We start from the raw sequence: 22,836 nt of genomic DNA, 5'->3' as shown, positions 1-22,836 counted from the left end.
CCCCTGGTGCTCCGTAATACCAAGTGGATCGATCTCGCAATGAAGGCTTTTGCCTGCTTCTCCCCCTCTCTCGCATGTCTGTCGCTGGCGGCCACCATGGTCGCAACCACCTCTATCGGCTTCGCCGCTGAACCCGCACCCGCCGGCTCCGCCTCGCCGAATGGCGCCATGGTGATCGTCGCCAAAGCCACCAATGCCTGCTTCTCCGATCTCGTGCGGGTCACTGGATTCGTGGTTCCGCGCCGCGAGGCCGTTGTCGGCGTCGAGACCGAAGGTTCAAAGGTCTCCGAAGTGCTGGTCCGCGAAGGCGACAGCGTCACCGAGAATCAGGAACTGGCCCGGCTGATACCGCCGCCGACAGCAGGCAATGCACGCCCGAATCCTGTGACGCTGCGCGCCCCCGCGGCAGGTCTGATTACCTCCGTGAACACCATCGTCGGCGCACCGGCCTCGCCGCAGGCCGGGCCGATGTTCAGGATCGCCATCAACAACGAGCTCGAGCTCGATGCAGAAGTGCCGAGCATCCACATCCTCAAGCTCAACCCCGGCGTCACGGCGCGGATCAGCCGCGACGATCAACCCGATATCTTCGGCAAGGTGCGGCTGGTGTCGCCACAGATCGACCGCGTGACGCAGCTGGGCCATGTCCGGCTGTCGCTGGCCAGCAACCCGTCGCTCAAGGTCGGTGTCTTCGCCCGCGCCAGCATCGACGCCAAGCGCAGCTGCGGCGTCGCGATCCCGCGCTCGGCGATCGAACACTTCATGGTGCAGCTCGTGAAGGGCAACACCATCGAGACCCGACGGGTAAAAGTCGGGCTGGTGTCCGATACGTCGACGGAAATTCTTGAAGGCGTCGAGGTGGGCGACATCGTCGTCGCCGATGCCGGCACATCACTTCATGACGGCGACAAGGTCCAGACCATATTCGCCGATGACCTCGATCGATCGCGGGTGCGTTAATGGCAATGAATATCTCGGCATGGTCGATCCGCCATCCGCTTCCGTCCATCGTCTTCTCGATCATTCTTCTGGTACTCGGCTGGATCAGCTTCACCAAGCTGGCGATCACGCGGCTACCGAGTGCAGACATTCCGGTGATCTCGGTCGCCGTCTCGCAATTCGGCGCGGCACCCGCGGAACTTGAAGCGCAGGTCACCAAGACCATCGAGGACGGCGTCTCCGGCGTCGAAGGTGTCCGGCACATCTCGTCGTCGATCACTGACGGCCTGTCGGTCACGACGGTGCAATTCGCGCTGGAAACCAATACCGACCGCGCGCTGAACGACGTCAAGGACGCCGTGACGCGCGTGCGCGCCAACCTCCCCCAGAATGTCAACGAACCGCTGATCCAGCGCGTCGACGTCATCGGCCTGCCGATCGTGACCTATGCGGCGATCTCACCGGGCAAGACGCCGGAGCAACTGTCGTGGTTCGTCGATGACGTGGTCAAGCGCGCGTTGCAGGGCGTGCGCAACGTCGCGCAGGTCGAGCGCATCGGCGGCGTCGAGCGTGAGATTCTGGTGTCGCTCGATCCCGATCGGTTGCAGGCCGCAGGCCTTACTGCCGTCGATGTGTCCAGGCGCCTGCGCGGCACCAATGTGGACCTCGCCGGCGGCCGCGCCGAAATCGGCAAGAACGATCAGGCGATCCGGACGCTGGCGGGCGCGAAGACGCTGAATGAACTCGCCGGCACCATGATCAGCCTGCCGTCCGGCGGCGAGGTGCGGCTCGAAGATCTCGGGACGGTCACCGATACCATCGCCGACCGCCGCACCTTTGCGCGCTTCAACGGCGAACCTGTGGTGGCGCTGGGCATCAAGCGCTCCAAGGGCGCCAGTGACGTGGTTGTCGCTGCGGCCGTGCAGAAACGCATCGATGCGCTGAAGGCGTCCTATCCCGACGTCGACCTGAAACTGATCGATACGTCGGTGGACTTCACTAAGGGAAATTACGAAGCCGCGATCTCGACACTGTTCGAGGGCGCGGCGCTTGCCGTCATTGTGGTGTTCTTCTTCCTGCGCGATCTGCGCGCCACGGTCATTGCCGCGATCTCGCTGCCGCTATCGATCTTCCCCGCCTTCTGGGCGATGGACCTGCTCGGCTTCTCGCTCAACCTCGTGAGCTTCCTCGCCATCACGCTCTCGACGGGCATTCTCGTCGATGACGCCATCGTCGAGATCGAGAACATCGTGCGGCATATGCGGATGGGCAAGTCGCCCTATCGCGCCGCGCTGGAAGCGGCCGACGAAATCGGTCTCGCCGTGATCGCCATCAGCCTCACCATTATCGCGATCTTTGTCCCGGCCAGCTTCATGTCCGGCATCGCCGGACAATTCTTCAAGCAGTTCGGCATCACCGTGTCGGTACAGGTATTCTTCTCACTATTGGCGGCACGCTTCGTCACGCCTGTGCTGGCCGCGTACTTCCTGAAAGATCACAAGCACAACGACCCGCCGCCCGGGCGCATCCTGCAGGCTTACAACAAGCTCGTGACCCTGTCGGTGAAACGCTACTACGTGACGGTTCTGTTCGGTCTCGCCGTCTTCGCACTGTCGATCTGGAGCATCCAGCTGCTGCCGCAGGGCTTCCTGCCGGCCCAGGACACGGCGCGCTCGCTCATGGCGATGGAATTGCCACCGGGATCGCAGCTCGCTTACACCGAGAAAGTCACAGAAGACATCGTCGCACGGCTCCGCAAGCGACCTGAGGTGAAGAGCGTGTTCGTCGATGGCGGTCACGTTCCGCCCGGCACCTATGAAGTGCGGCGCGCAGCTCTGATCATCAACTACACCCCAAAGAGCGAACGCGACAGCGCACATACACAGCGCCTGCTCGAACTCGATATCAGCAAGGAACTCGAAAGCGTTCCGGATATTCGCTACTGGTTCCTCGACGAAAACGGGCTGCGCGCCATCTCGCTGGTGGTGACCGGCACCGACAGCAATATCGTCGCCAATGTCGCCAGCGAACTGGCGACGCAGATGAAGCGCATTCCGCTGATCTCCAACGTGATCTCGGAAACTTCGCTGGATCGTCCTGAGCTGCGCGTGCAGCCGCGCGCCGATCTGGCGGCGCGGCTCGGCGTCTCCACCGAGAGTCTGTCGGAGACCATCCGCGTCGCCACCATCGGCGACGTTGGTCCCGCTCTGGCGAAATTCGATGCCGGCGACCGCCTGGTGCCGATCCGCGTGCAGCTCGAAGACACGGCACGCGCCGACTTCCAGATCCTCGAACAGTTGCGGGTACCGCTTGGCGGCGGCCGCGGCGGCGTGCCGCTATCCGTCGTTGCCGACATCAAGCTCGACCAGGGACCGACCAGCATCAACCGCTACGACAGAGAACGTCAGGCCACCGTGGCCGCGGATCTCGTGGGCACCGCCGCACTCGGCGATGCCCTGAAGAAGATCTACGAACTGCCGGTCATGAAGAGCCTGCCGAAGAATGTGAGCGTCAAGCAGTCGGGCGACGCCGAAAGCCTGAACGAACTCGCGGATGGTTTCGCCACCGCGATCTCGGCAGGCCTGATGATGGTCTATGCCGTACTGGTGCTGCTGTTCGGCACTTTCCTGCAGCCGATCACCATCCTGTTCTCACTGCCCCTATCCATCGGCGGCGCGATCCTGGCGCTGCTGTTGACCGGAAAGCAACTCACGACGCCTGTCTGGATCGGCATCCTGATGCTGATGGGCATCGTCACCAAGAACGCCATCATGCTGGTGGAATTTGCAGTGGAAGCCATTCGCGAGGGCAAGCCGCGAGAGGTCGCGATCATCGATGCCGGCATGAAGCGCGCGCGGCCAATCGTGATGACCACCGTTGCCATGGTAGCTGGCATGATGCCGTCTGCACTGGCCTTCGGCGCCGGCGGCGAATTCCGCTCGCCGATGGCGCTTGCTATCATTGGCGGGCTGATCTTCTCGACGGCGCTGTCGCTGCTGTTCGTGCCGGCGATGTTCATGATGATGGACGATGTCGGACAATTGGCATGGCGCTTTGGGCGCAAGCTGCTGGCGTCGAGCGGCGAGGAAGATCCGCAAAACGGTCAACCACCCGCCGTCCCGCACAAATAGGCACATGCAATGACCCCGTCCGTCGCATCTTCCAAGCGAACCACCACATGGGCCAGACTGCTGGTCGCGTTGTCGCTATGCGTGTTCACACAGCCGGCTCTGGCCGCCGACGATCCTGCTGATGCCCCGAAGGGTGCAGCAGTGACCGTGCTGACCGCCGCAAAGTCCTGCTTCTCCGCCACGGTCGAAGTCTCCGGCATCCTGATCCCGCGCGAGGAAGTCTCGATCCGTCCCGATCGTCCGGGCCTCAAAGTCGCAGAGGTCATGGTCGATGCCGGCGAGAACGTCACCGCGGGCCAGATTCTCGCACGCCTGACGCCACCGGAAGGCGGATCACTTCAAGTTCAGGCCACGGTCGCAGGATTGGTCAGCGCCTCGTCCGCCGTGGTCGGATCACTCGCATCGGCCAAGGGCGAGGCTCTTTTCAGCATCATCGCGCGGAGCGAATTCGAATTCATCGGCCAGGTACCGACGCGCGACCTGCCGAAGCTGAAAGTCGATCAGCCGGTCAAGGTCAAGGTGATCGGCGCTGGAGAGCTGGACGGTAAAGTGAAACGCGTCGCCTCCACCGTGGAGCCCAACAGTCAGCTCGGCCAGGTCGTGGTCTCGATCACCTCGGCCCGGCGGCTGATGAGCAATTCCTACGCGCGTGCCATCATCAAGACTGGCGAAAGCTGCGGCGTTGCAGTGCCACTGACCGCTGTTCTCTATAGTGCCGGCGGCACCGTCGTGCAGGTGGTGCGGCGGCAGCGTATCGAGACGCGGCGCGTCGAGATCGGGCTCATGTCAGGCGGGCGCGTGGAGGTACGCGAAGGTTTGAGCGATGGCGATGTGATCGTCGCGCGGGCGGGCGCCTTGTTGCGCGAAGGCGACCCGGTTCGTCCGGTGATGGCCAGCGCAGACGCTAACAAGTAAACGCGATGGGAAAGCTTAGCTGCCGGCTTTGGCCGTTGCGCTATCGCCGAGCAGGATGTCCTCAACCAGCGACGACGACACGGCAGGAACCTGCTCACCGGCGGTCGCGCGGGTAACCGCAACGCGGGTGTTGGTGAAGACGGACTCGGCACTCGCCGGCTTGGCCTTCATGTTCTTCAGCAATTCGGTTGCGAGCAGGCTGTTCTGACCATCCACATCGTCGGCAACTTTGCCCGGCGTCGCCGAGGTCAGGATCAGCGCATTCTCAGGAACATCGATCGGCGCGAGACCACGGGAGTAACCGCGGAAGCGACGCTCATAGGGATTGCGGCGGGACGCATCCAGCACGACCAGTTTGGCCTGGGCACCCTGCTCCTTCATGATATCGAGAACAGACTCGACGCTCATGCCATCGCGGCGGATGTCACGCTCTTTCCAGATCGCAGCATCGACCGGGATCATGTAGCTCTGGCGGCCAACTTGGACGCCATAGCCACCGAAATACAGCATCACGACGGTTTCAGGCTTGATCTTGGCCTTCAGGCGCTCGACAGCGCGGGTCATGTCATCGCGGGTCGCGTCTTCCACCACATCGACGTCGAAACCGTCGCGGCGGAGTGCGCTCGTCATGGCACGCGCATCATTGATCGGCTGGCTCAGCGGCGCGCCGGCGTCGGGGTAATGACCGTTGCCGATCACCAGCGCGATGCGCGACGCCTTCGTCACGGGATTGATCGTCCCGGTCACCGTCTCGGCCTGTGCGGCTTCCAGCGAGCGCTTGTTCAGCGCGGCATTGGCGCCAAGCACCAGCGACACCAAGCCGACAAAAGCTGCGGCCACAGTGATCGAGCGACGGGATACGCGAAACTGCCGTACGTTCATAACGTCATTCCTGCTCATCGTTCAGGCGCAACCGTGGGTCGCGCGAACGTCGAAATAGGTTTGAAGGGATGCCAAACCAATGAGTATTAAATGCGCTCAATTTGCGGCATCGCAGCAAACTGGTTGTTAACCCGTCGAGCCCACCCGGGCAACCGGTAAAGGCCGGGATTTAAGACAGGGTTACTGACTGACCAGGCTAAGGTCTTGAACGGGCTTGCGCTTCACGCAATTGTAATTCAGACCGATTCGTGCAATTTTTCAAAGGCTTGCAGGTGTCGGGAAGCGATTGCGCCGCAGCAGCGGCGGGCGGTTTTCGAGGCGTGCGCAGGGGGCGGCACTGAAAGAAACCTCATGGGTGTGACTTATTTTGCCGGCGCCGCATACCGCGCGCTGACAGCGAGCAAGGTCGGCCCGTCGCTTTACGACCTCTGCGATCCCCTATTTCACAAGCACACCGGCAGCGACGCCCATATCGTCAAGTTCTACAAAACTGCGCTCGGCAATCCTGCGCTCCGTCCATTGCTCTGTCGCGCCGGCCTGCCCGAGTTGCGCGACCCTGCCCGGTTCAAAGCCATACAGCAGGCCCTGAGAGCGGCGCGCGACGACGCGAGCCCCGATTGGGAAGCCATCGGCCAGCCCATCGCCGAGCTGCTCGACACGGTCACATTGAGCCATCCAGAGCCGAAGCCGGTGACGGCATCAGCGCAGGCACCGTCGCTGGGCGAGATCGACAATGTCATCAAGGCCTGCGGCGCGCATCTGCTGCGCTCGTTCGACCGCAACGGCTTCATCCCCACCTACGCGGCATTCAACCTGATCGGCGATCCCGACATGCATGGCCGCGATTTCCTGATGGCTCTGACGGGCCTGAATTCGCGCGGCTACAAGAACTCGACGCTGCTGTTCACTCTCGCGCGTATCTTCATCGCCCGCTCGCCGGCCGGAAAACTCATCAATCCGCCATGGACCGGAATTGCCGAACCCATGTGGGAGCCGGTGCAGATCCGGCATCGCTCTGCCTATTACGACGCGTTCTTCACCGAGGCGCTGCTCAGCTTCGGCGAAACCGGACTGCCGTCGCCGGACCAGACGACATCCTCGCACCGCGCCATCGATGCGATGGTTGAATTCTGCCTGGTCACCAGCCGCGAGGAAGTCCGCTCGCATGACGGGACGCGCGTGAACGTCATCACCGCGCTGGCGCCGCCGCCGCATCCGCGCTTCAGCCGGCTGTTCGCGCAGATCAAGCAGGATCTCGGCTTCGGCATCTATGTGCCGGACTGCGACACCACCGCCTGCTCGTTCTCCGCCGCCACACAGGCCGGCTCCACCGATCCGATCCTCGATCAACCCCTGCTCGACTTCTATGCCGGTTATCAGGTCGGCAACGGCAGCAACGAGCCGATGGTCACCGTGCCGATCAACGATCACATCGACTATGACGGCGCCATCGTCACCTGGATCGACAATCTCGCGGGCGAGCGGCCCTATGGCAACGACCTCGATCCGACGCTCAATCTCGACGTGCTCGAAGTGTCATTCCGAAATCTGGTTCGCTGGAAAGTCATGGAGACACCGACACGTCTGGAAACGATGCAGCGGATCATCGGCTTCCAGCGCCGCCTCGTGGCATCCGGCGCCTTCGCTGATCCAAAATCGCACATCTATTATCTGCCAGAACTCTACATCGCCTATTTCGGCCGCTGCTATGCGGCTTTCCGTGAGCTACCAGCCGCAACACAACAGGCCATCGATACCGACGGCACGTTCGACTTCATTCGCCTGCGTGTGCTCGCTTATGTGCAGGACGAATTGATTGCGCGCGAGATGAATACTTTCGATGCGGCACTCGCACTGATCGCGCTTGGACATCTCGGCGGCGAGCTCGCGCATTTCGCACCTGCGCTGCGCTGCATCATCACGGCAACAGGCGAAGGCGGCCGCAAGGGTCCGTTCAAGGCCTATGAATGGAACAAGATGAAAACGCCAACACGGATTCTCGTCGGCGGTCCCGAAGTGACCTCAGCCTTCGTGCTGATGGGTCTCGCGCTGGCGCGGCGGAGAATGATGAACGGCCATGCCGCATAGTTCATCGCGCGAAGTTGAAGGTATGAAGGAGCGACCGCGCTGGCATGGGCGGCGAAATGCCCGCACTGTCTCCGGATTGTCGTCATGATTTTGCAATCAAACGGTTCGATGCGCATGTTCCGCACCTTCTCTCTTTTTATCGCGATGCTTTGCATTCCCGCACTGGCACAGGCCGCCGACCTGACCGGCGTGCCGAAGATCCGCGACGGCGACCAGATGACCATTGGCGCGACCCGCATCCGGCTCGCCGGCATGGACTCGCCCGGCCTCGATCAGTTGTGCCTGAATGCCGCCGGCGAGCGCTGGACCTGCGGCGTCGCGGCACATGAAGCGCTTGTTGAACATGTCGGCGACAAGAGCTGGACCTGCCACGTGCTACGGACCGATCGCTTCGGTCGCTCGGTTGCCAAATGTGAGGTTGACGGCGAGGACATCAGCCAATGGATGGTGAAGAGCGGCTGGGCGCTCTCCTATGTGCGCTTCTCGCATGCCTATGATGCCGACGAGAAAGCCGCACGTGAGGCCAAGGCCGGACTTTGGGCCGGCGCGTTCTTTGCGCCCTGGGACTGGCGCGTACGCAACAAGAAAACCACCATTCTTGGCTCGATCAAGCCTCCGGAGGATGCCTTGCCGATCCTGCTGGCCTCGGCATCCGGCCACGTGGCGCCGTCGCCAACCTGCCGGATCAAGGGCAACGTCAACCGGGCCGGCGTCTGCATCTATCACACGCCCGAAAGCCGCTGGTATGCCAAGATCAGCATGCGGATCAGCAAGGGAACACGCTGGTTTTGCTCTAAAGAAGAGGCCGAAGCCGCCGGCTGCCGCGAGACCCGACGATGACATCGTGGCGCTGACGTGGCAGGTTCCCCGCTCAGATTCGATCGAGCGGAACCGTGGCTGACCTGCAGACGGATGTCATTGCGCAAAAACAACGCCGCAGCCGGACATTCCGGGCGGCGCGACTGACGCTGCTCGCTTTGATCATCTATGGCGGCATCGCCTATCTGTTGCTCCCCGAACTATGGACCCATTACGAGCACCAGAAGAGCCTTGCCGGATTGCCGATGACGACCATGACCGCGCAGGGCATCCCGGGCGATCCCATCAATGTCGGCCTGATCGGCGACAAGAAGGACGTGCTGTGCGCGATGCATGCTGCCGGATGGTATCCCGCCGATCCCGTAACTTTACGCTCGTCCCTCGAGATTGTCGGCAGCGTCTTGCTCGACCGCCCCTATCGCGAAGCACCGGTGAGCCCGCTGGTTTACCTCGGCCGTCGCGAGGATCTCGCTTTCGAGAAGCCGGTCGGCAACAGCGCTGATCATCGCCACCACATCCGGCTCTGGAAGGTACTCGACAAGGGGCAGGAAGATCGCCCGGTCTGGCTCGGCGATGCGACTTTCGATCGCAGCGTCGGGATCAGCAAATACACCGGCGCGATCACGCATCATATCGCTGCCGATATCGACGCGGAGCGCGCGGTACTCGCAGGCGACCTCGAAAAGGCCGGCATGGTCGAGGCCAAATATCAGGTCACAGGAATCGGGCCAACCGTCGCCGGCCACAATGGCGGCGGTGACCTGTACTACACCGATGGCGAAGTCTGGATCCTGCGGCTCGTGGTGGCCTGCGCCAAACACGACGGCCCTCCCGAGACGATCCCGAGCCCGGCGGCGACCGAGATCAAGGACCAGATCTTCCAGGCCATCGCGAATGTGATCGGGCGTGATGCGCTGACTCACTAAGCGGTGAAATTCAAACCACCTCACACGCGCTTTGATTTCGCGCTGCGCCATGGCACCATGGCCAAAAATACCAACAAGGATTGAAAATGGTCGTTCGTGCAGGTCGTGAATTTCTCGCCATCCCCGGCCCCACCACGATGCCAGACGAAGTATTGCGGGCGATGCATCGTCCGCCGCTGGATATCTACTCCAAGGAAATGGTGCAGCTCACATTCGGGCTGCTGCGCGATATCGGCACGTTGTTCGCCACCAAGGGCAACACCTATATGTATATCGCCAACGGGCATGGTGCCTGGGAAGCGACGCTCACCAATGTGCTGTCGCGCGGCGACAAGATCCTGGTGCTGGAAAGCGGGCGTTTCGCGGTCGGCTGGGGCCACGCGGCGCGCGCCATGGGCGTCGACGTGCAGAGCCTGAAGGGCGACTGGAATCGCGCCATTCGTCCTGCCGAGGTTGAAGCGACGTTGCGACAAGACACCAAGCATGAGATCAAGGCTGTGCTTGCAGTGCAGATCGACACGGCGTCAGGCGCGTTCAACGACATTGAAGCCATCGGCAAGGCCATCAAGGCCGCCGGCCATCCCGCATTGTTCATGGTCGACACCGTCGCATCGCTCGGCTGCATGCCGTTCGAGATGGATGCATGGGGCATCGATGTCGCCATGTCCGGCTCGCAGAAAGGCCTGATGACACCGCCCGGCCTCGGCTACGTCGCGGCGAATGATCGTGCGCGCGAAATCCACAAGACTGCCAATCTGCGCACACCCTATTGGGACTGGACCGAGCGCGACGGCGACGAGCACTACCGAAAACATTCGGGCACCGCGCCGGTGCACCTGATGTTCGCGCAGCGTCAGGCCATCGACATGCTTTTCGACGAGACGCTGGTTAACGTGTTCCAGCGTCATCGATTGCTGGCGGAAGCCGTGCGCCGCGCCGTTGCCGTATGGGCCGATGGCGGCGTGCTGAGCTTCAATATCATCGAGCCGAAAGAACGCGGCAACACGGTCACGACGGTGCGGATGGACAACCCGACGCCGCTGCTCGATTACTGCCGCGACAAATGCGGCGTCATTCTCGGCGTCGGCATCGGCGACCTGCACGGAAAAGCATTCCGCATCGCCCATATGGGCCATGTCAACGCGCCCATGATTCTCGGAACGCTCGGCGTGATCGAGATGGGATTGCAGGCGCTCGGCATTCCGCACGGCAAGGGCGGTGTCACGGCCGCGGTCAACTTCCTCGGTGAGAGCGTCGCGCCCTAAGGTCCGTTCTCAACCTCGCCGTGGTCGCGGCGAGTTTCCGGCATCACCAGCCAGATCAGCAACAGACCAAGCCCGGCGACGCAGGCCAGACCGACAAAGGCAACCGGCGCGCCGAGCTTGTCGGCGACGAAGCCGGCGGTCACCGTGCTGAGTGACGCGCCGATGCCGGTGGCGGTGCCGACAATGCCTTGCGCGAGACTGAAGCGACCGCTGCCAAAGGCGATGTCGGCGACGATCAGCGGGATCATCACGCTGAACACGGCAGCAGTGACGCCGTCGAAGACCTGCACGGCGACCAGTGCAAACGGATCGGTGACCACGGCGAATAGCAATCCGCGGATCACGAGCGCGGCGAAAGCGATCAGCAGCAGCGGCCGACGGCCCCATTGCTGCGCCTTTCGGCCGACCGTCGGTGAGGTCGCCGCGACGATGGCCTGCGGGACCACGATGCAGAAGGCGATCAGCGCCGGTGCCCAGTCGGCCGAGCGCGTCGTGACGACGCCCGCCATCAAAGGCAGCATCGCGGCATTGGCAAGCTGCAGCAGCAGCACAGCGCAGGCAAAAATCAACAGCGGCTTCTGCCGCACCAGATCGCGAAAACGGATCGGCTTTTTGCTCTCGGCCTCTTTGGTGCTGGCACCATGGGCCTGCGCAGGGTTGATCTCCTGAGGTCGAATCCGGGACAGCGCATAGAGCACCGGCAGCGCCAGCAGGAAGGTGACGATGAACACCGACCGGCTGGACAGCAGATAGCCGCAAGTGCCCATGACGGCGGCAGCGACGCCATTGCCGAGCGAGGCGAAGCGCGCATTGCGCCCCAGCCGTTCGCCGATCCGCAGCGGCCCGACCAGCCCCAGGCTGATAGCGGCGATCGCAGGGCCGAGCACGCAGCTCGCCATCGCATGCAACGTCGCTGCCGCGACAATGACGGGAAACACCGGCAGCGCCGCGTAAGCTAGCGCACAGCCGCCGATGGTCGCGACCGCGGCACCGGCGACCAGCCGCGTCGAGCGCGCCGCATCGATGATCGCGCCACCCGGAATTTGGCCGAGCAGCGCGACGATGCCCCCGATCGACAGCACGAAGCCGATCTCGACCTGTGTCCATTTCTGCGTGGTGAGATAGACCGCAACGAACGGGCCGAATCCTGTCTGCACGTCGGCGAGAAAGAAGATGAACCAGTCGAGCCCGCGCAGGCTCTGCTTCGATGGCTCAGGACTCCGCTGCGGCTCCTGCGGGCCCGGCTCGGACTCCGGCGCAATCCCCGGCGCGCAGGCGACCTCAGGCACCGCCGCCGCGACATCATCGCGGCGGGAGAGATCAGCTGCGCGTGTGGTCGCGTGAACCGCCAATTAGCGCTCCTGCATGGTAAGAGGCGGAAACCTCAGCGGCGTCAGTGTGCCGGACGCGCCGAGCACGACGATGGGCTGGTCGTCCTTGTATTCCGGCGCAGCACGCACCTGCTCGCGTGTAAGATCGAGCGTGATGCTGGCGGTCTTGTCGGCCACGTTCCAGAAATGCAGCGCACCCCAATCGACCACGATCTTGCGCGAGCCGACCCCGAGGAAACCGCCGAAGTCGATGACCGCGCCGCGCACCTGGCCCGCGCGATCGACGATCACGTCGGCAATGCGTCCCATATTCTCGCTTCCGGGACTGCGCACGTCGCGGCCGAGAATGCCCTTGGCATCGAAAGCGTCGATCACCGTAACCGATGGCGGCTTGGCGACAGGCGCAGGAGGCGTGGACGCGACCGGTGGCGCTGCCGGCTGCACCGCAGCCGCATCCGGTGCGGGCGACGGCACGGACGGCTGCGCTTCAGGGGTGGATTTCTCTGACGTCGCGGGCGGAGGCACAGGCGCATCCGCCGCCTGGCACACGGCCACGGCGTTCAACGCCAACGCGACAGCCAATCCGGCAACGATACGAATTGCAGGCATGGAAACTCCCTCACTCACGCGTTTCGCTGATGGGCACGACCCCAGCGCCAGGCGACGCGTCAATGCGTCAATACGATCGATACCTGGATCTGACCGCGGGTTCGCAGCACTTCCAGCGACACATCGTTCTCGTGTTTGCGCAGGCAGAGATCGACGCTGGATTCGCCGAGCCGAAGATCACGCAAAATGACGTATTGCAGGAAAGCGGGCAGCCGCGGATTGCGGAAACGAATTTCCCCGCGCGCAACATCGAATTCGATTCCTAGTGCTGCCTCGAGCAGGGTATACGGCGTAGCGCTAGCCCAGGCCTGCGGCGCGCAGGCCACCGGATACAAGGTCGGGCCGCGGCGTTTTTCGCGCTGGAAGCCGCAGAACAATTCCGGCAATCGTCGCAAGTCCATATAGGCCGCGGTGTCGAACAGGCCCTTGAAGACGGCCTCGACCGAATGCTTCAGGCCATAGCGCGCCAGACCGAGTGTGATCAGCGCATTGTCGTGCGGCCAGATCGAGCCGTCATGATAGGACATGGGATTGTAGCGCGCCTCGCCGCGCGCAATGGTGCGAATGCCCCAGCCGGTGAAGAAATGCGGACGCATTAGGTCGGCAGCGACCATGCGCGCACGGTCTTCACGGACGATGCCTGTAAACAGCAACTGTCCCGCATTGGAGGCACGAACCGCGCAAGGCATCTTCTTGCCGTCGAGCGCAAGCGCATAGGTGCCGAGTTCCTCGCACCAGAATGCTTCCTCGAACCGCGCAGCAAGTTGCTCCGCTTCGGCCTCGAGCTGCCGGGCCCTGTCGGGCAGGCCTGTGCGCAATGCGAGACGCGACGCCAGATGCTTGGCGGCGAAGACATAGCCTTGCACCTCCGCCAGTGCGATATTGCCCTCAGCGAGCTTTCCATCGGCATGAAAGATGGCGTCATACGAATCTTTCCAGCCCTGGTTCTGCAGTCCCTGTTCGGTGGCGCGCTGATATTCGACGAAGCCATCCTTGTCGGGGTCGCCGGGACCATCGATCCATCCGAGGGCGGCCTCAACGGCCGGCCACAGCTCGTGCAGGGTTTCATCATCGCCGGTGCGCTCGACATACATCCCTGCGAGCATCACAAAGAGCGGCGTGGAGTCGACGCTGCCGTAATATTGCGCGAACGGGACTTCGCGGAGCGCAGCCATCTCGCCGCCGCGCATTTCGTGCAGAATCTTGCCGGGCTCGGCATCCGCAAGCGGATCGACCGACTTCGCCTGAAATGCCGCAAGCCGTTTCAGCACGCCGCGCGCCACGCGCGGATCGATCCACAACAGTTGCAGCGCCGTGATCAGGCCATCGCGACCGAATGTCGTCGAATACCAGGGAATACCGGCGTAAGGGTAACGGCCCTGCGGCGTATTCGTCATCAGGATACTGAGATCGGCCATCGCCTGGCAGAGCACCTCGTTGAAAATATCGTTCGAGGTCTCGACCGTCGCCGCACCCTTGCTGAAATTGCGCATCTCGCGGCGATGCGCGAGCAAGCCACGAAAGAACGGTACAGGCTTGTGGCCGACCTCGGCGTTGCAACTGACAGCAACGAACAGTGACGTCGTTTGCTGCGGCTTCAGCTCGAAGTGGTAGGTCGCGGTATTGGCCGCCAGCCGCGTCGGGCGCGGATCGAAATGCACCATCGTGCTGAGCGGCTTACCGTCGAGGCCGGTATATTCCAGCGCAACGTCACTGGGCCCGACCAGGCGACTGGTGGCGATGCCGCGATGCTTGCGCTTTTCGCCACGCACCTCGAACAGATCGGCAAAGTCATTGTCGAATGACAGCGTCAGATCGAAACTCGCACGGTGTTCGCCGTGATTTTGCAGACCGATCCGCTGATAAGCCGCACCACGCCACAGGAAGAACGTGCGCACGATGTGCAGCATATCTTTCTGCAGCACGAGGCGGCCGTTGCGATAGATATCCGGATTGGTCAGATCGACGGTCAGCGACGAGTTGTCATCGCGCAGATTCGAACCGAGCAACAACGGCTGCACGTCGTTCAGCGCCAGCTCCAGCCGCGCGAGATAACGCGTATCGGCATTGAACAGGCCATCCGGCCCGCCCGCGGACGCGCCAATGTCACCATGACTGTCGAGCACCACAAACGTATCGTCGTGCTTGAGCGCACGTCGCGGGCGCGAAGCAGGACCCGTCATCGGAATGTAGAACGGCGACTCGACCGCCTTTTGATCGGCGATAGCGTTCAACTTGGTCGCGGCGGCTTCGATGGGCATGGATGACCTCGGCCGGTTGTAAGGTGAAGACAGGCACGAAGATAAACGCAGCGCCTGGAGAGGATAACTGAGTCGTCAGGCTGCGTGCTGCGCGAGACGGCTCATTTCCTGTGTGACGAGTTCCCGATACGGCCCCTCGCCCTGCATCAGATGATCAGGTTTGCCGTCCTCAATGATCTTGCCGCTCTGCAGCATGACCACGCGATCGAAATTGCGCAGCGTCGCGAGGCGATGCGCGATCGCGATTACCGTGCGACCACGCATCAGACGCGCCAGCGCCTCACGGATCGCCTCTTCCGATTCACTGTCGAGGGCCGCCGTTGCCTCATCCAGCAGCAGAATGGGCGCGTCCTTCAGGAAGGCGCGTGCAATGGCGATGCGTTGACGTTGCCCGCCGGACAGTTTGACGCCGCGGTCCCCGACCATGGTGTGAAGACCTTCCGGCAGCGTCTCAACAAAGTCGCAACGCGCCGAAATAGCGGCACGCAGTACCTCGTCATCCGTCGCCTCAGGACGTCCATACCGGATGTTCTCCATGATGGAGCGATGGAACAATGAGATGTCCTGCGGTACCACGGAGATTGCGTGACGCAGGCTGTGCTGGGTCACGCGTGAAATATCCTGGCCATCGATGGTGATGCTACCATCCTGCACGTCATAGAAGCGCTGCAGCAATACAAACAGGCTCGACTTGCCGCCGCCGGACTGGCCGACAAGGCCAACGCGCTGGCCGGCATTGAGTCGCAACGTGAACTTGTCGAACACCTGCAGACCGCCGGGATAACGGAACGAGATATTGTTGAAGGCGATCGCTGCACCTGACTTCACCAGCGGCTCGGCTTCGGGATGGTCGCTGAGCTCATGCGGTACCAGCAATGTGGACAGCGCCTCGGACAGGCGCGCAACATGTTGCGTGACATCTACGAGCGCTACCGCAAGATCTCGCGTCGCATGCAGGATCGAGAGACCGAGCGTACAGATCAGAACGACGTCGCCGGTGCTGGCGCCGCCTCGCTGCCACAGCATGATCGCCCAGGCGAGCAGCCCGATCGTCAGCGCGACCGTGATGGCCGCATGCGTCAGGCGCAGACGCTCGAGATAGCGCAGGCTGCGACCACGGGCGTTCAGCTCGCGATCGACCGTTTCATCGAAACGATCATGCTCAAAGCTCAATCCGCAAAATGCGCGGACCAGCGGCATATTGTTGATGACATCGACCATTTCGCCATCGACGGCGGCCGCCTTGCTGGCGAAGTCGTCATGCAGTTTCTTGCCGGCCGCGGCCATCTTGAACATCATCACGACGACCGCGCCCGCCACGACCGTCAGTCCCGCCGCCATCGGCAGGCTGACGGTTCCAATCAGCAGGATAGCCGCGAATGTCGCGACGCAGGGCGGCAAGACGTTCCAGACAAACATGTTTTCGACCGTGAAGACCGCGTTGGATGTTGCCGTGATACGGCTGGTCAGCATGCCGGGCAGCCGATCCGAGAAGTAGCTCGGTGCGTGTCCGGTCAGATGGCGAAAGATATCGCGCCTGAGATCGCCGGTGACACCAACGAATGTGTAGCTCGCGGTCCAGCTGGCCACGCGCCACAGGAACATGTCTGCCGTGATCAGCGAGATCAGAACGCCAAATGCGATCCAGACGGTATTACCGGCTCCCGAAGGCCCCGATGAGAGGCCATCGACTAAAAATTTAATTCCGTACTGCGTGCCCACCGAACAGGCGACGGCTGCAAGCACGGATATCAGGATGATCAGATGCGATGCAGAACGCATCCTGATGTAGCGCATCACGAAAGCGAAAGGGCGATACGCATATCCGGAAAGACTGTCCATGTGATTGTCAAAACCCGTTGAATAAGAACAAGAATCTCGACGGACAGCGTCCCCGCCCGCTGATGGAGATGATGCCATCCCGAATTTCCCACGCTCTCGCCATCTCGGCGCAACATTCGGGCAGCATTAACACTCCGGAAACCGTGGTTGAACGTGATGGCATCAGCAAGACCACAGTGTGGACGAACTACGCAGATCACATAGGAACCTCGCAGATGCGAGAACGTTCCAGCTTCAGGCATACCGGTACCGACACGTCGTCGCTGAAGTTGTTCATCACTTCCAACATGGGAGATATGTAAAATGCGCATCGCGCAAGTTGCTCCGCTGACAGAAGCCGTTCCGCCGAAGCTCTATGGAGGCACGGAACGCGTCGTCCACTGGTTGACCGAAGAGCTGGTGGCGCAGGGGCATGATGTTACGCTGTTCGCCAGCGGCGACTCTCAAACGTCAGGCAAGCTCGACGCCGGATGGCCGAAGGCGCTGCGGCTCGACGGCTCTGTCCGCGATCCCAACGCACTCCATATGGAGATGCTTGAACGCGTAAGACAGAAATGTGACGACGACGAATTCGACGTTCTGCATTTCCATCTCGATTACTATCCGTTCTCGCTATTCTCCCGCCAACCCACACCATTTCTCACGACGCTGCACGGCCGTCTGGATCTGCCGGAACATCAGCCGACCTTCACGACTTTCTCCAAGATTCCCGTTGTTTCGATTTCGAACGCGCAGCGGCGCCCGGTACCGCAGGCGAATTTCGTGCGTACGATCTATCACGGCCTTCCCGAGAAGCTGCTGACGCCGCAACCGATCACGCCGAGCTACCTCGCCGTGCTCGGGCGTATTGCGCCCGAGAAGGGCGTCGACCGCGCGATCAAGATCGCCATCCGCGCCGGCATCCCGCTGAAAATCGCGGCCAAGATCGACCGCGCGGATGAGGACTATTACGAGCAGGTCGTTCGCCCACTGATGGATAATCCGCTGGTCGAATATATCGGCGAGATCAGCGACCGCGAGAAGCCGGAATTCCTCAGCGGCGCCTATGGTCTGTTGCTGCCGATCGACTGGCCGGAGCCGTTTGGCCTGGTGATGATCGAATCCATGGCCTGCGGCACGCCGGTCATCGCCTATAATCGCGGCTCGGTGCCGGAGATCATCGACGAGGCCCTCACCGGCTTCATCGTCGAGGACGAGACCAGTGCAGTTGCCGCGGTGGGTCGTCTCGCCGGCATGGACCGTACAGCGATCCGCAAGCAGTTCGAAACCCGCTTCACCGCCCGGCGCATGGCTCTCGATTATGTGGCCACCTATCGCAGCATGATGGAGCATAGGGTGTCGCTGCGACTGGTCAGCAGCGCAGAGTAGTCTGAAGCGCATAATTAAGGCATCGAAGGGCGGCCCGTCGGGTCGCCCTTTTTCGTGCTGGCCTGCTGCAAAATCACTGGCCCGCTGTACAGCCCGTGCGACATTTGCAAGATAGATGACAGACATCAGATCACGGCATTGGCCCGAATCGACGTCCGACCGTTTTTCTCGCATCTCGACAGGCCCTCATGACCGCCGTTTCCCGCTTCGAAATTATCCTGCTGCTGATGGCTGTCATCGTTTTGCTCGACATGATCGCGCGGCGTTTTCAGCTCCCGCGCGCGGCTGCACTGATCCTCGGCGGCATCGGCTTCGCACTGATCCCGGGCACCCCGGATGTCGAAATCGACCCCGAGCTGGTGCTCGTGCTGTTTCTGCCGCCGCTGCTGATGTCGAGCGCCTGGTTCACCTCCTGGCGGGATTTCCGCGCCGATCTTCGCATCATCCTGCAGCTCGCCGTCGGCGCTGTCTTCTTCACCACCCTCGTGGTCGGCGTGGTTGCGCATCTGGTGATGCCGTCGCTGCCCTGGGCTGCCTGTTTTGCGCTCGGCGCCATCGTCTCGCCGCCGGATTCGGTGGCGGCCAAGGCCGTGCTGCAGAGCGTGCCGCTTCCGCCGCGCATCATCGTGCTGCTGGAGGGCGAAAGCCTCGTCAACGACGCATCGGGCCTGGTGCTGCTGCGCTTCGCCATCGCGGCAGCGCTGACCGGCTCGTTCAGCGCCACTGCGGCCACCGTGAGTTTCTTCTCGGTCGCGATCGGCGGCCTGCTTGTTGGCATCGTCTTCGCCTTCGCCGCCATCCTGGTGATCAAGCGCATCAAGGAAATCGACCTTGCGATTGCATGGACCTTCCTGGTCGCCTGGATCTCCTATATCGCCGCGGAAAAGCTCCACGTCTCCGGCGTGCTGTCCACCGTCGCCTGCGGCATGATCCTCGGATGGAAGCAGCACGAGTTCTTCGGCGCTGCGACGCGCACCCGGGCCACCGCAGCGTGGAGCGTCGTCGTGTTCGTGCTGGAATCTCTGGTGTTTATCCTGATCGGGCTGTCGCTGCGCGGCGTGCTGTATCGCCTCGGCGGCTATGACGCCGTGGTGGCGCTGTTGCCGGTGACGGCTGCTGTCATCGCAGCAGTGATCCTCGCGCGCTTCGCCTGGATGTTTCCGGGCACCTATCTGCCGCGCATGCTGATGCCGAAGCTGCGCGCCCGCGACCCCGCTCCGCCATGGACGGTGCCGTTCATCATGAGCTGGGCCGGTTTGCGCGGCGTGGTGAGCCTCGCTGCCGCATTATCATTGCCGGAGGAATTTCCCGGCCGTGACGTCATCCTGGCGATCACCTTCGCAGTCATCCTGGTGACGGTCCTTGTCCAGGGCTCGACGCTGGCACCGATCGTGCGCCGTCTCATCAAAACTGACAATGTCCGCACACCGCATCACTCCAAACTCAGCGAGGCGCAGGCGCGCGCGCGCGTTGCGGCCGCGCAATTTTCAGCTATCGAGAAGGCGTCACGCAATGATGACGGCACACATCGCCATCCGCGCCTGTTCGAGCAATATACCTATCGCAAGGGCGCCGCAGCGCGCTATGCCGAAGAGGCCGAGGCACTATCGCCGCACCGCATCGACCATTACACGACCGTGCTGGCCGCCATCGAAGCCGGCCGTGCAGAGCTTCTGAAGATGCACCGTGAGGGTGAAATCCACGACAGCGTGCTGCACGCCATCGAGGAAGGCCTCGATCTCGAAGAAGTCAACGCAAGACGCTTCCTGTAAAAGCCACGCTTCCTTTAGCAGCCATTCGCCGTAGCGCCTTCACAGCCGCCACCATCGGCTCTAACCTTGATCGTCAAGCGCCAGCCAAGGCGCAAAATCCGGGAGAAAACAACATGCGACTTCAAGGCCTATCCACCATCGTCACCGGCGGCGCATCGGGTTTCGGCGCCGAGATCGCACGATCTTACGCGCGCGAAGGCGCCAAGGTCGTCATCCTCGATCTGAATGCCGATGGCGCGAAGAAGGTTGCGGCCGAGATCGGCGACAGCGCAATCGCCCTCGGCGGCAGCGTCACCAGCAAGGCGGATGTTGATGCCTCGGTGAAGCTCGCGGTCGAAAAATTCGGCAAGCTCGACGTCGTCGTCAACAATGCCGGTTGGACCTTTCGCAACAAGCCCTTGCTCGAAGTGACCGAAGAAGAATTCGACAAGGCGTTCGACATCAATGTGAAATCGATCTTCCTGATGACCAATGCCTGTGTGCCGGTGATGAAGAAGCAGAAGAGCGGTCGCATCATCAATATCGGCTCGACAGCCGGCGTCCGGCCGCGTCCGGGCCTGACCTGGTACAACGCCACCAAAGGCGCGGTGAACCTGATGTCGAAATCGATGGCCGTGGAACTGGCGCCCGATGGCATCCGCGTCAATTGCATCGCGCCGGTGATCGGCGAAACCGCGCTACTGGAATCCTTCATGGGCGTGCCGGATACACCGGAGAACCGCGCCAAATTCATCGGGACGATCCCGCTCGGCCGCATGTCGCGCCCCTCGGATATCGCCAATGCCTGCGTGTATCTGGCAGGCGAGGAATCCGAGTTCCTCACCGGCGTGATCCTGCCGGTCGATGGCGGGCGAACAATCTAGAACGAGGAAATTCATAAACCATCGAATCCGGTCAGATTCGATTTACCACTCGCGTTAAGCAGTTCACCGGTCATTCATGCGATGGTCGCGTCATGATCGAGGGACACACCTCGGCAGGGAAGGCGTCAGGGTCAGGCCGGTCAACGGTCTGACCCCTCTCTTTGGGGATCATCATGGCAGCAAAGAAGAAACCGGCTCCGCGCAAGAAAAATGCTGCGCCCGATGTGGCTCACCCCGCTTCTGCAGTCGTGACAATGGCAGCCCGTAATCTGATCAATATGGCGATTGTGTCTGCATCCTGCGCAACCACGTTGTTGACGCTGATGGCCGTGCTCAAGTTCCAGACCGCCTGAGCGGTCACTTCATCTCGTTGAGCAGTGTCGGGATCAGTTCCGACACTGTCGGATGGATCGGCACCGCCCATTGCAACTGGGTATAGTCGGCGCCGGCATTCATGATGTCGAGGATGCCATGGATCGCCTCGTCGCCTCCGGTACCGAGGATGGCGGCTCCCAAAATCTTCTTCGTTTCAGCATCGACCACAACCTGCATCATGCCCGCGGTCTCGCCCTTCTCGACGGCACGGCCCACATGGGTCATCGGCCGGTTGCCGATCAGCAATTTCTTTCCTGTGGCCTTTGCCTGAGTCAGCGTCATGCCGACGCGGCCAAGCGGCGGATCGATGAACAGCGCATAGCCGGGAAGCCGATCGCTGACGCGGCGGCTTGCGCCATCGAGCAGATTGGCGGCGATGATCTCGAAATCGTTGTAAGCCGTATGCGTAAAGGCGCCGCGACCGTTGCAATCGCCCATCGCAAAAATGCCCGGCACATTGGTAGCGAGACCGTCATCGACCTTGATATAGCCCCGCGCGTCCACAGCGACGCCAGCCTTGTCGAGACCGAGATCGTCGGTATTCGGCCGTCGCCCGACGGCGAGCAAAACATCACTGCCGATGATCTCCGGCGCGCCTTCGGTGCAGTCGACACCGACAGTCACGCCATCGGGATGTGGCTTGAAGGTGATGCATTCGGCATTGGTTCGGATATGGATGCCCTCGGCGAGCAGGATATCGCGGATCGCCTCTGAAATCTCCACATCCTCGCGCGAGACCAGATGCGCGCCTTTCTCAACCACCGTCACTTCGGCGCCGAAGCGGCGATACATCTGCGCAAATTCGAGCCCAATATAACTGCCGCCGATGACCACCAGATGTTTCGGTACCCGGTCGAACTGCAGGATGCCTGTATTGGTCAGATAGGTGACGTCGTTGATCCCCGGCATATCCGGCACGACGGCCCGCCCACCGACATTCAGGAAGATCCGCCGAGCCGTCAGCAACTCATCGCCGACGCGGATCGTATCCGCAGATTCGAAGCGCGCATGGCCGTTGATGACCGTGCATTTGTCCATGCCGCGCAACCAGCTTTCGACGCCATTGCGCGAGTCGCGGATCACCTCGTCTGCCCTCGCCTTCACGCGAGCCATATCGATCCGCACGGGCGCGTCAATCATCACGCCATAGTCGCTGCCGCGGCGCGCAAGATGCGCAGCATAGGCGGAGGCGACCAGCGTCTTGGTCGGTTTGCAGCCGGTATTGACGCAGGTGCCACCAAACAGATGACGTTCGACGATCGCGACCGACATGCCTGCGGATGTGAGCCGACCCGCGAGTGAAGGTCCGGCCTGCCCAGCGCCGATGATGATAGCGTCGAAGCGCATGATTTCAGCTCCCAACCGGCAGAGCCAATGCTCCACCGCGGCGAGAGACTAGCGTTGGAAACGGCATCAGCCAACGGATGACCGAAGTTCCAGCGCCGCCAGC

Annotated in this window: 18 protein-coding genes; 12 read left to right on the top strand and 6 right to left on the bottom strand. The window is 62.1% G+C overall.

Going from position 1 to position 22,836, the window contains the following annotated elements; translation table 11 throughout:
* Positions 1-96 precede the first annotated feature (96 nt).
* The 3 genes from AB8B02_RS26685 to AB8B02_RS26675 are packed head-to-tail and all read left to right on the top strand — an operon-like array spanning position 97 to position 4,985.
* The gene (locus AB8B02_RS26685; RefSeq protein ID WP_439065947.1) at positions 97-960 is read left to right on the top strand and encodes an efflux RND transporter periplasmic adaptor subunit; all 864 of its coding nucleotides are present in this window, start codon (positions 97-99) and stop codon (positions 958-960) included.
* On the top strand, positions 960-4,070 hold the full coding sequence (locus AB8B02_RS26680; protein WP_439065617.1) for an efflux RND transporter permease subunit: 3,111 nt from the start codon (positions 960-962) through the stop codon (positions 4,068-4,070). The genes AB8B02_RS26685 and AB8B02_RS26680 overlap by 1 nt, the downstream gene beginning before the upstream one ends.
* A 9-nt stretch (positions 4,071-4,079) precedes the next feature.
* Positions 4,080-4,985 (top strand): efflux RND transporter periplasmic adaptor subunit, encoded by a 906-nt coding sequence (locus AB8B02_RS26675; RefSeq protein WP_184512905.1) that lies wholly within the window; start codon positions 4,080-4,082, stop codon positions 4,983-4,985.
* A 15-nt stretch (positions 4,986-5,000) separates the two neighbouring features.
* Here the strand turns inward: AB8B02_RS26675 and AB8B02_RS26670 are convergent, their stop codons facing one another.
* Positions 5,001-5,867: a caspase family protein gene (locus tag AB8B02_RS26670; protein ID WP_439065616.1), complete on the bottom strand. Its 867-nt coding sequence runs from the start codon at positions 5,865-5,867 to the stop codon at positions 5,001-5,003.
* Between the two features lie 351 nt (positions 5,868-6,218).
* Between AB8B02_RS26670 and AB8B02_RS26665 the strand changes: the two genes are divergently transcribed.
* From AB8B02_RS26665 to AB8B02_RS26650, 4 genes are all read left to right on the top strand, one after another.
* The gene (locus AB8B02_RS26665; protein ID WP_439065615.1) at positions 6,219-7,955 is read left to right on the top strand and encodes a hypothetical protein; all 1,737 of its coding nucleotides are present in this window, start codon (positions 6,219-6,221) and stop codon (positions 7,953-7,955) included.
* A 114-nt stretch (positions 7,956-8,069) separates the two neighbouring features.
* On the top strand, positions 8,070-8,795 hold the full coding sequence (locus tag AB8B02_RS26660; protein ID WP_309943819.1) for a thermonuclease family protein: 726 nt from the start codon (positions 8,070-8,072) through the stop codon (positions 8,793-8,795).
* A gap of 53 nt (positions 8,796-8,848) precedes the next feature.
* Positions 8,849-9,700 carry an LssY C-terminal domain-containing protein gene (locus AB8B02_RS26655; protein WP_093758029.1) on the top strand — a complete coding sequence of 284 codons (852 nt, stop codon included), beginning with the start codon at positions 8,849-8,851 and terminating at the stop codon, positions 9,698-9,700.
* 86 nt (positions 9,701-9,786) lie between these two features.
* Complete coding sequence (locus AB8B02_RS26650; RefSeq protein ID WP_439065614.1) at positions 9,787-10,965, top strand: pyridoxal-phosphate-dependent aminotransferase family protein; 1,179 nt, start codon at positions 9,787-9,789, stop codon at positions 10,963-10,965.
* Here AB8B02_RS26650 and AB8B02_RS26645 read toward each other — a convergent pair.
* The 4 genes from AB8B02_RS26645 to AB8B02_RS26630 all read right to left on the bottom strand — a co-directional run bounded on the left by AB8B02_RS26645 (position 10,962) and on the right by AB8B02_RS26630 (position 17,008).
* Positions 10,962-12,227, bottom strand: coding sequence for an MFS transporter (locus AB8B02_RS26645; protein WP_439065946.1), 1,266 nt, complete (start codon positions 12,225-12,227; stop codon positions 10,962-10,964). The genes AB8B02_RS26650 and AB8B02_RS26645 overlap by 4 nt on opposite strands.
* Positions 12,228-12,317: 90 nt before the next feature.
* On the bottom strand, positions 12,318-12,905 hold the full coding sequence (locus AB8B02_RS26640) for a PRC-barrel domain-containing protein (protein WP_439065613.1): 588 nt from the start codon (positions 12,903-12,905) through the stop codon (positions 12,318-12,320).
* 59 nt (positions 12,906-12,964) lie between these two features.
* Complete coding sequence (locus AB8B02_RS26635; protein WP_439065612.1) at positions 12,965-15,166, bottom strand: amylo-alpha-1,6-glucosidase; 2,202 nt, start codon at positions 15,164-15,166, stop codon at positions 12,965-12,967.
* 75 nt (positions 15,167-15,241) lie between these two features.
* Positions 15,242-17,008, bottom strand: coding sequence for an ABC transporter ATP-binding protein (locus AB8B02_RS26630; RefSeq protein WP_089266712.1), 1,767 nt, complete (start codon positions 17,006-17,008; stop codon positions 15,242-15,244).
* A gap of 17 nt (positions 17,009-17,025) precedes the next feature.
* Here AB8B02_RS26630 and AB8B02_RS26625 point away from each other — a divergent pair, with 17 nt between their 5' ends.
* The 5 genes from AB8B02_RS26625 (at position 17,026) to AB8B02_RS26605 (ending at position 21,364) form a co-directional block, all read left to right on the top strand.
* Entirely contained in the window at positions 17,026-17,310 is a 285-nt protein-coding gene (locus AB8B02_RS26625) for a hypothetical protein (RefSeq protein WP_139285809.1), read from the top strand.
* Between the two features lies 1 nt (position 17,311).
* Positions 17,312-18,376, top strand: coding sequence for a glycosyltransferase family 4 protein (locus AB8B02_RS26620; protein WP_439065611.1), 1,065 nt, complete (start codon positions 17,312-17,314; stop codon positions 18,374-18,376).
* Between the two features lie 188 nt (positions 18,377-18,564).
* Positions 18,565-20,148 (top strand): Na+/H+ antiporter, encoded by a 1,584-nt coding sequence (locus AB8B02_RS26615; RefSeq protein WP_439065610.1) that lies wholly within the window; start codon positions 18,565-18,567, stop codon positions 20,146-20,148.
* Between the two features lie 113 nt (positions 20,149-20,261).
* Positions 20,262-21,011 carry a glucose 1-dehydrogenase gene (locus tag AB8B02_RS26610; RefSeq protein ID WP_093758024.1) on the top strand — a complete coding sequence of 250 codons (750 nt, stop codon included), beginning with the start codon at positions 20,262-20,264 and terminating at the stop codon, positions 21,009-21,011.
* A 173-nt stretch (positions 21,012-21,184) separates the two neighbouring features.
* Positions 21,185-21,364 (top strand): hypothetical protein, encoded by a 180-nt coding sequence (locus AB8B02_RS26605; RefSeq protein ID WP_439065609.1) that lies wholly within the window; start codon positions 21,185-21,187, stop codon positions 21,362-21,364.
* Between the two features lie 4 nt (positions 21,365-21,368).
* On the opposite strand, the gene AB8B02_RS26600 is transcribed toward AB8B02_RS26605, so the two are convergent.
* Positions 21,369-22,733 carry an FAD-containing oxidoreductase gene (locus AB8B02_RS26600; RefSeq protein ID WP_439065608.1) on the bottom strand — a complete coding sequence of 455 codons (1,365 nt, stop codon included), beginning with the start codon at positions 22,731-22,733 and terminating at the stop codon, positions 21,369-21,371.
* Between the last annotated feature and the right edge of the window lie 103 nt (positions 22,734-22,836).

The sequence above is a fragment of the Tardiphaga sp. 862_B3_N4_1 genome, assembly GCF_051811085.1.
Classification (GTDB): Bacteria; Pseudomonadota; Alphaproteobacteria; order Rhizobiales; family Xanthobacteraceae; genus Tardiphaga; species Tardiphaga robiniae.
Note: the sequence above shows the minus strand (reverse complement) of the source record. Positions and strands in the feature narration are given on the sequence as shown.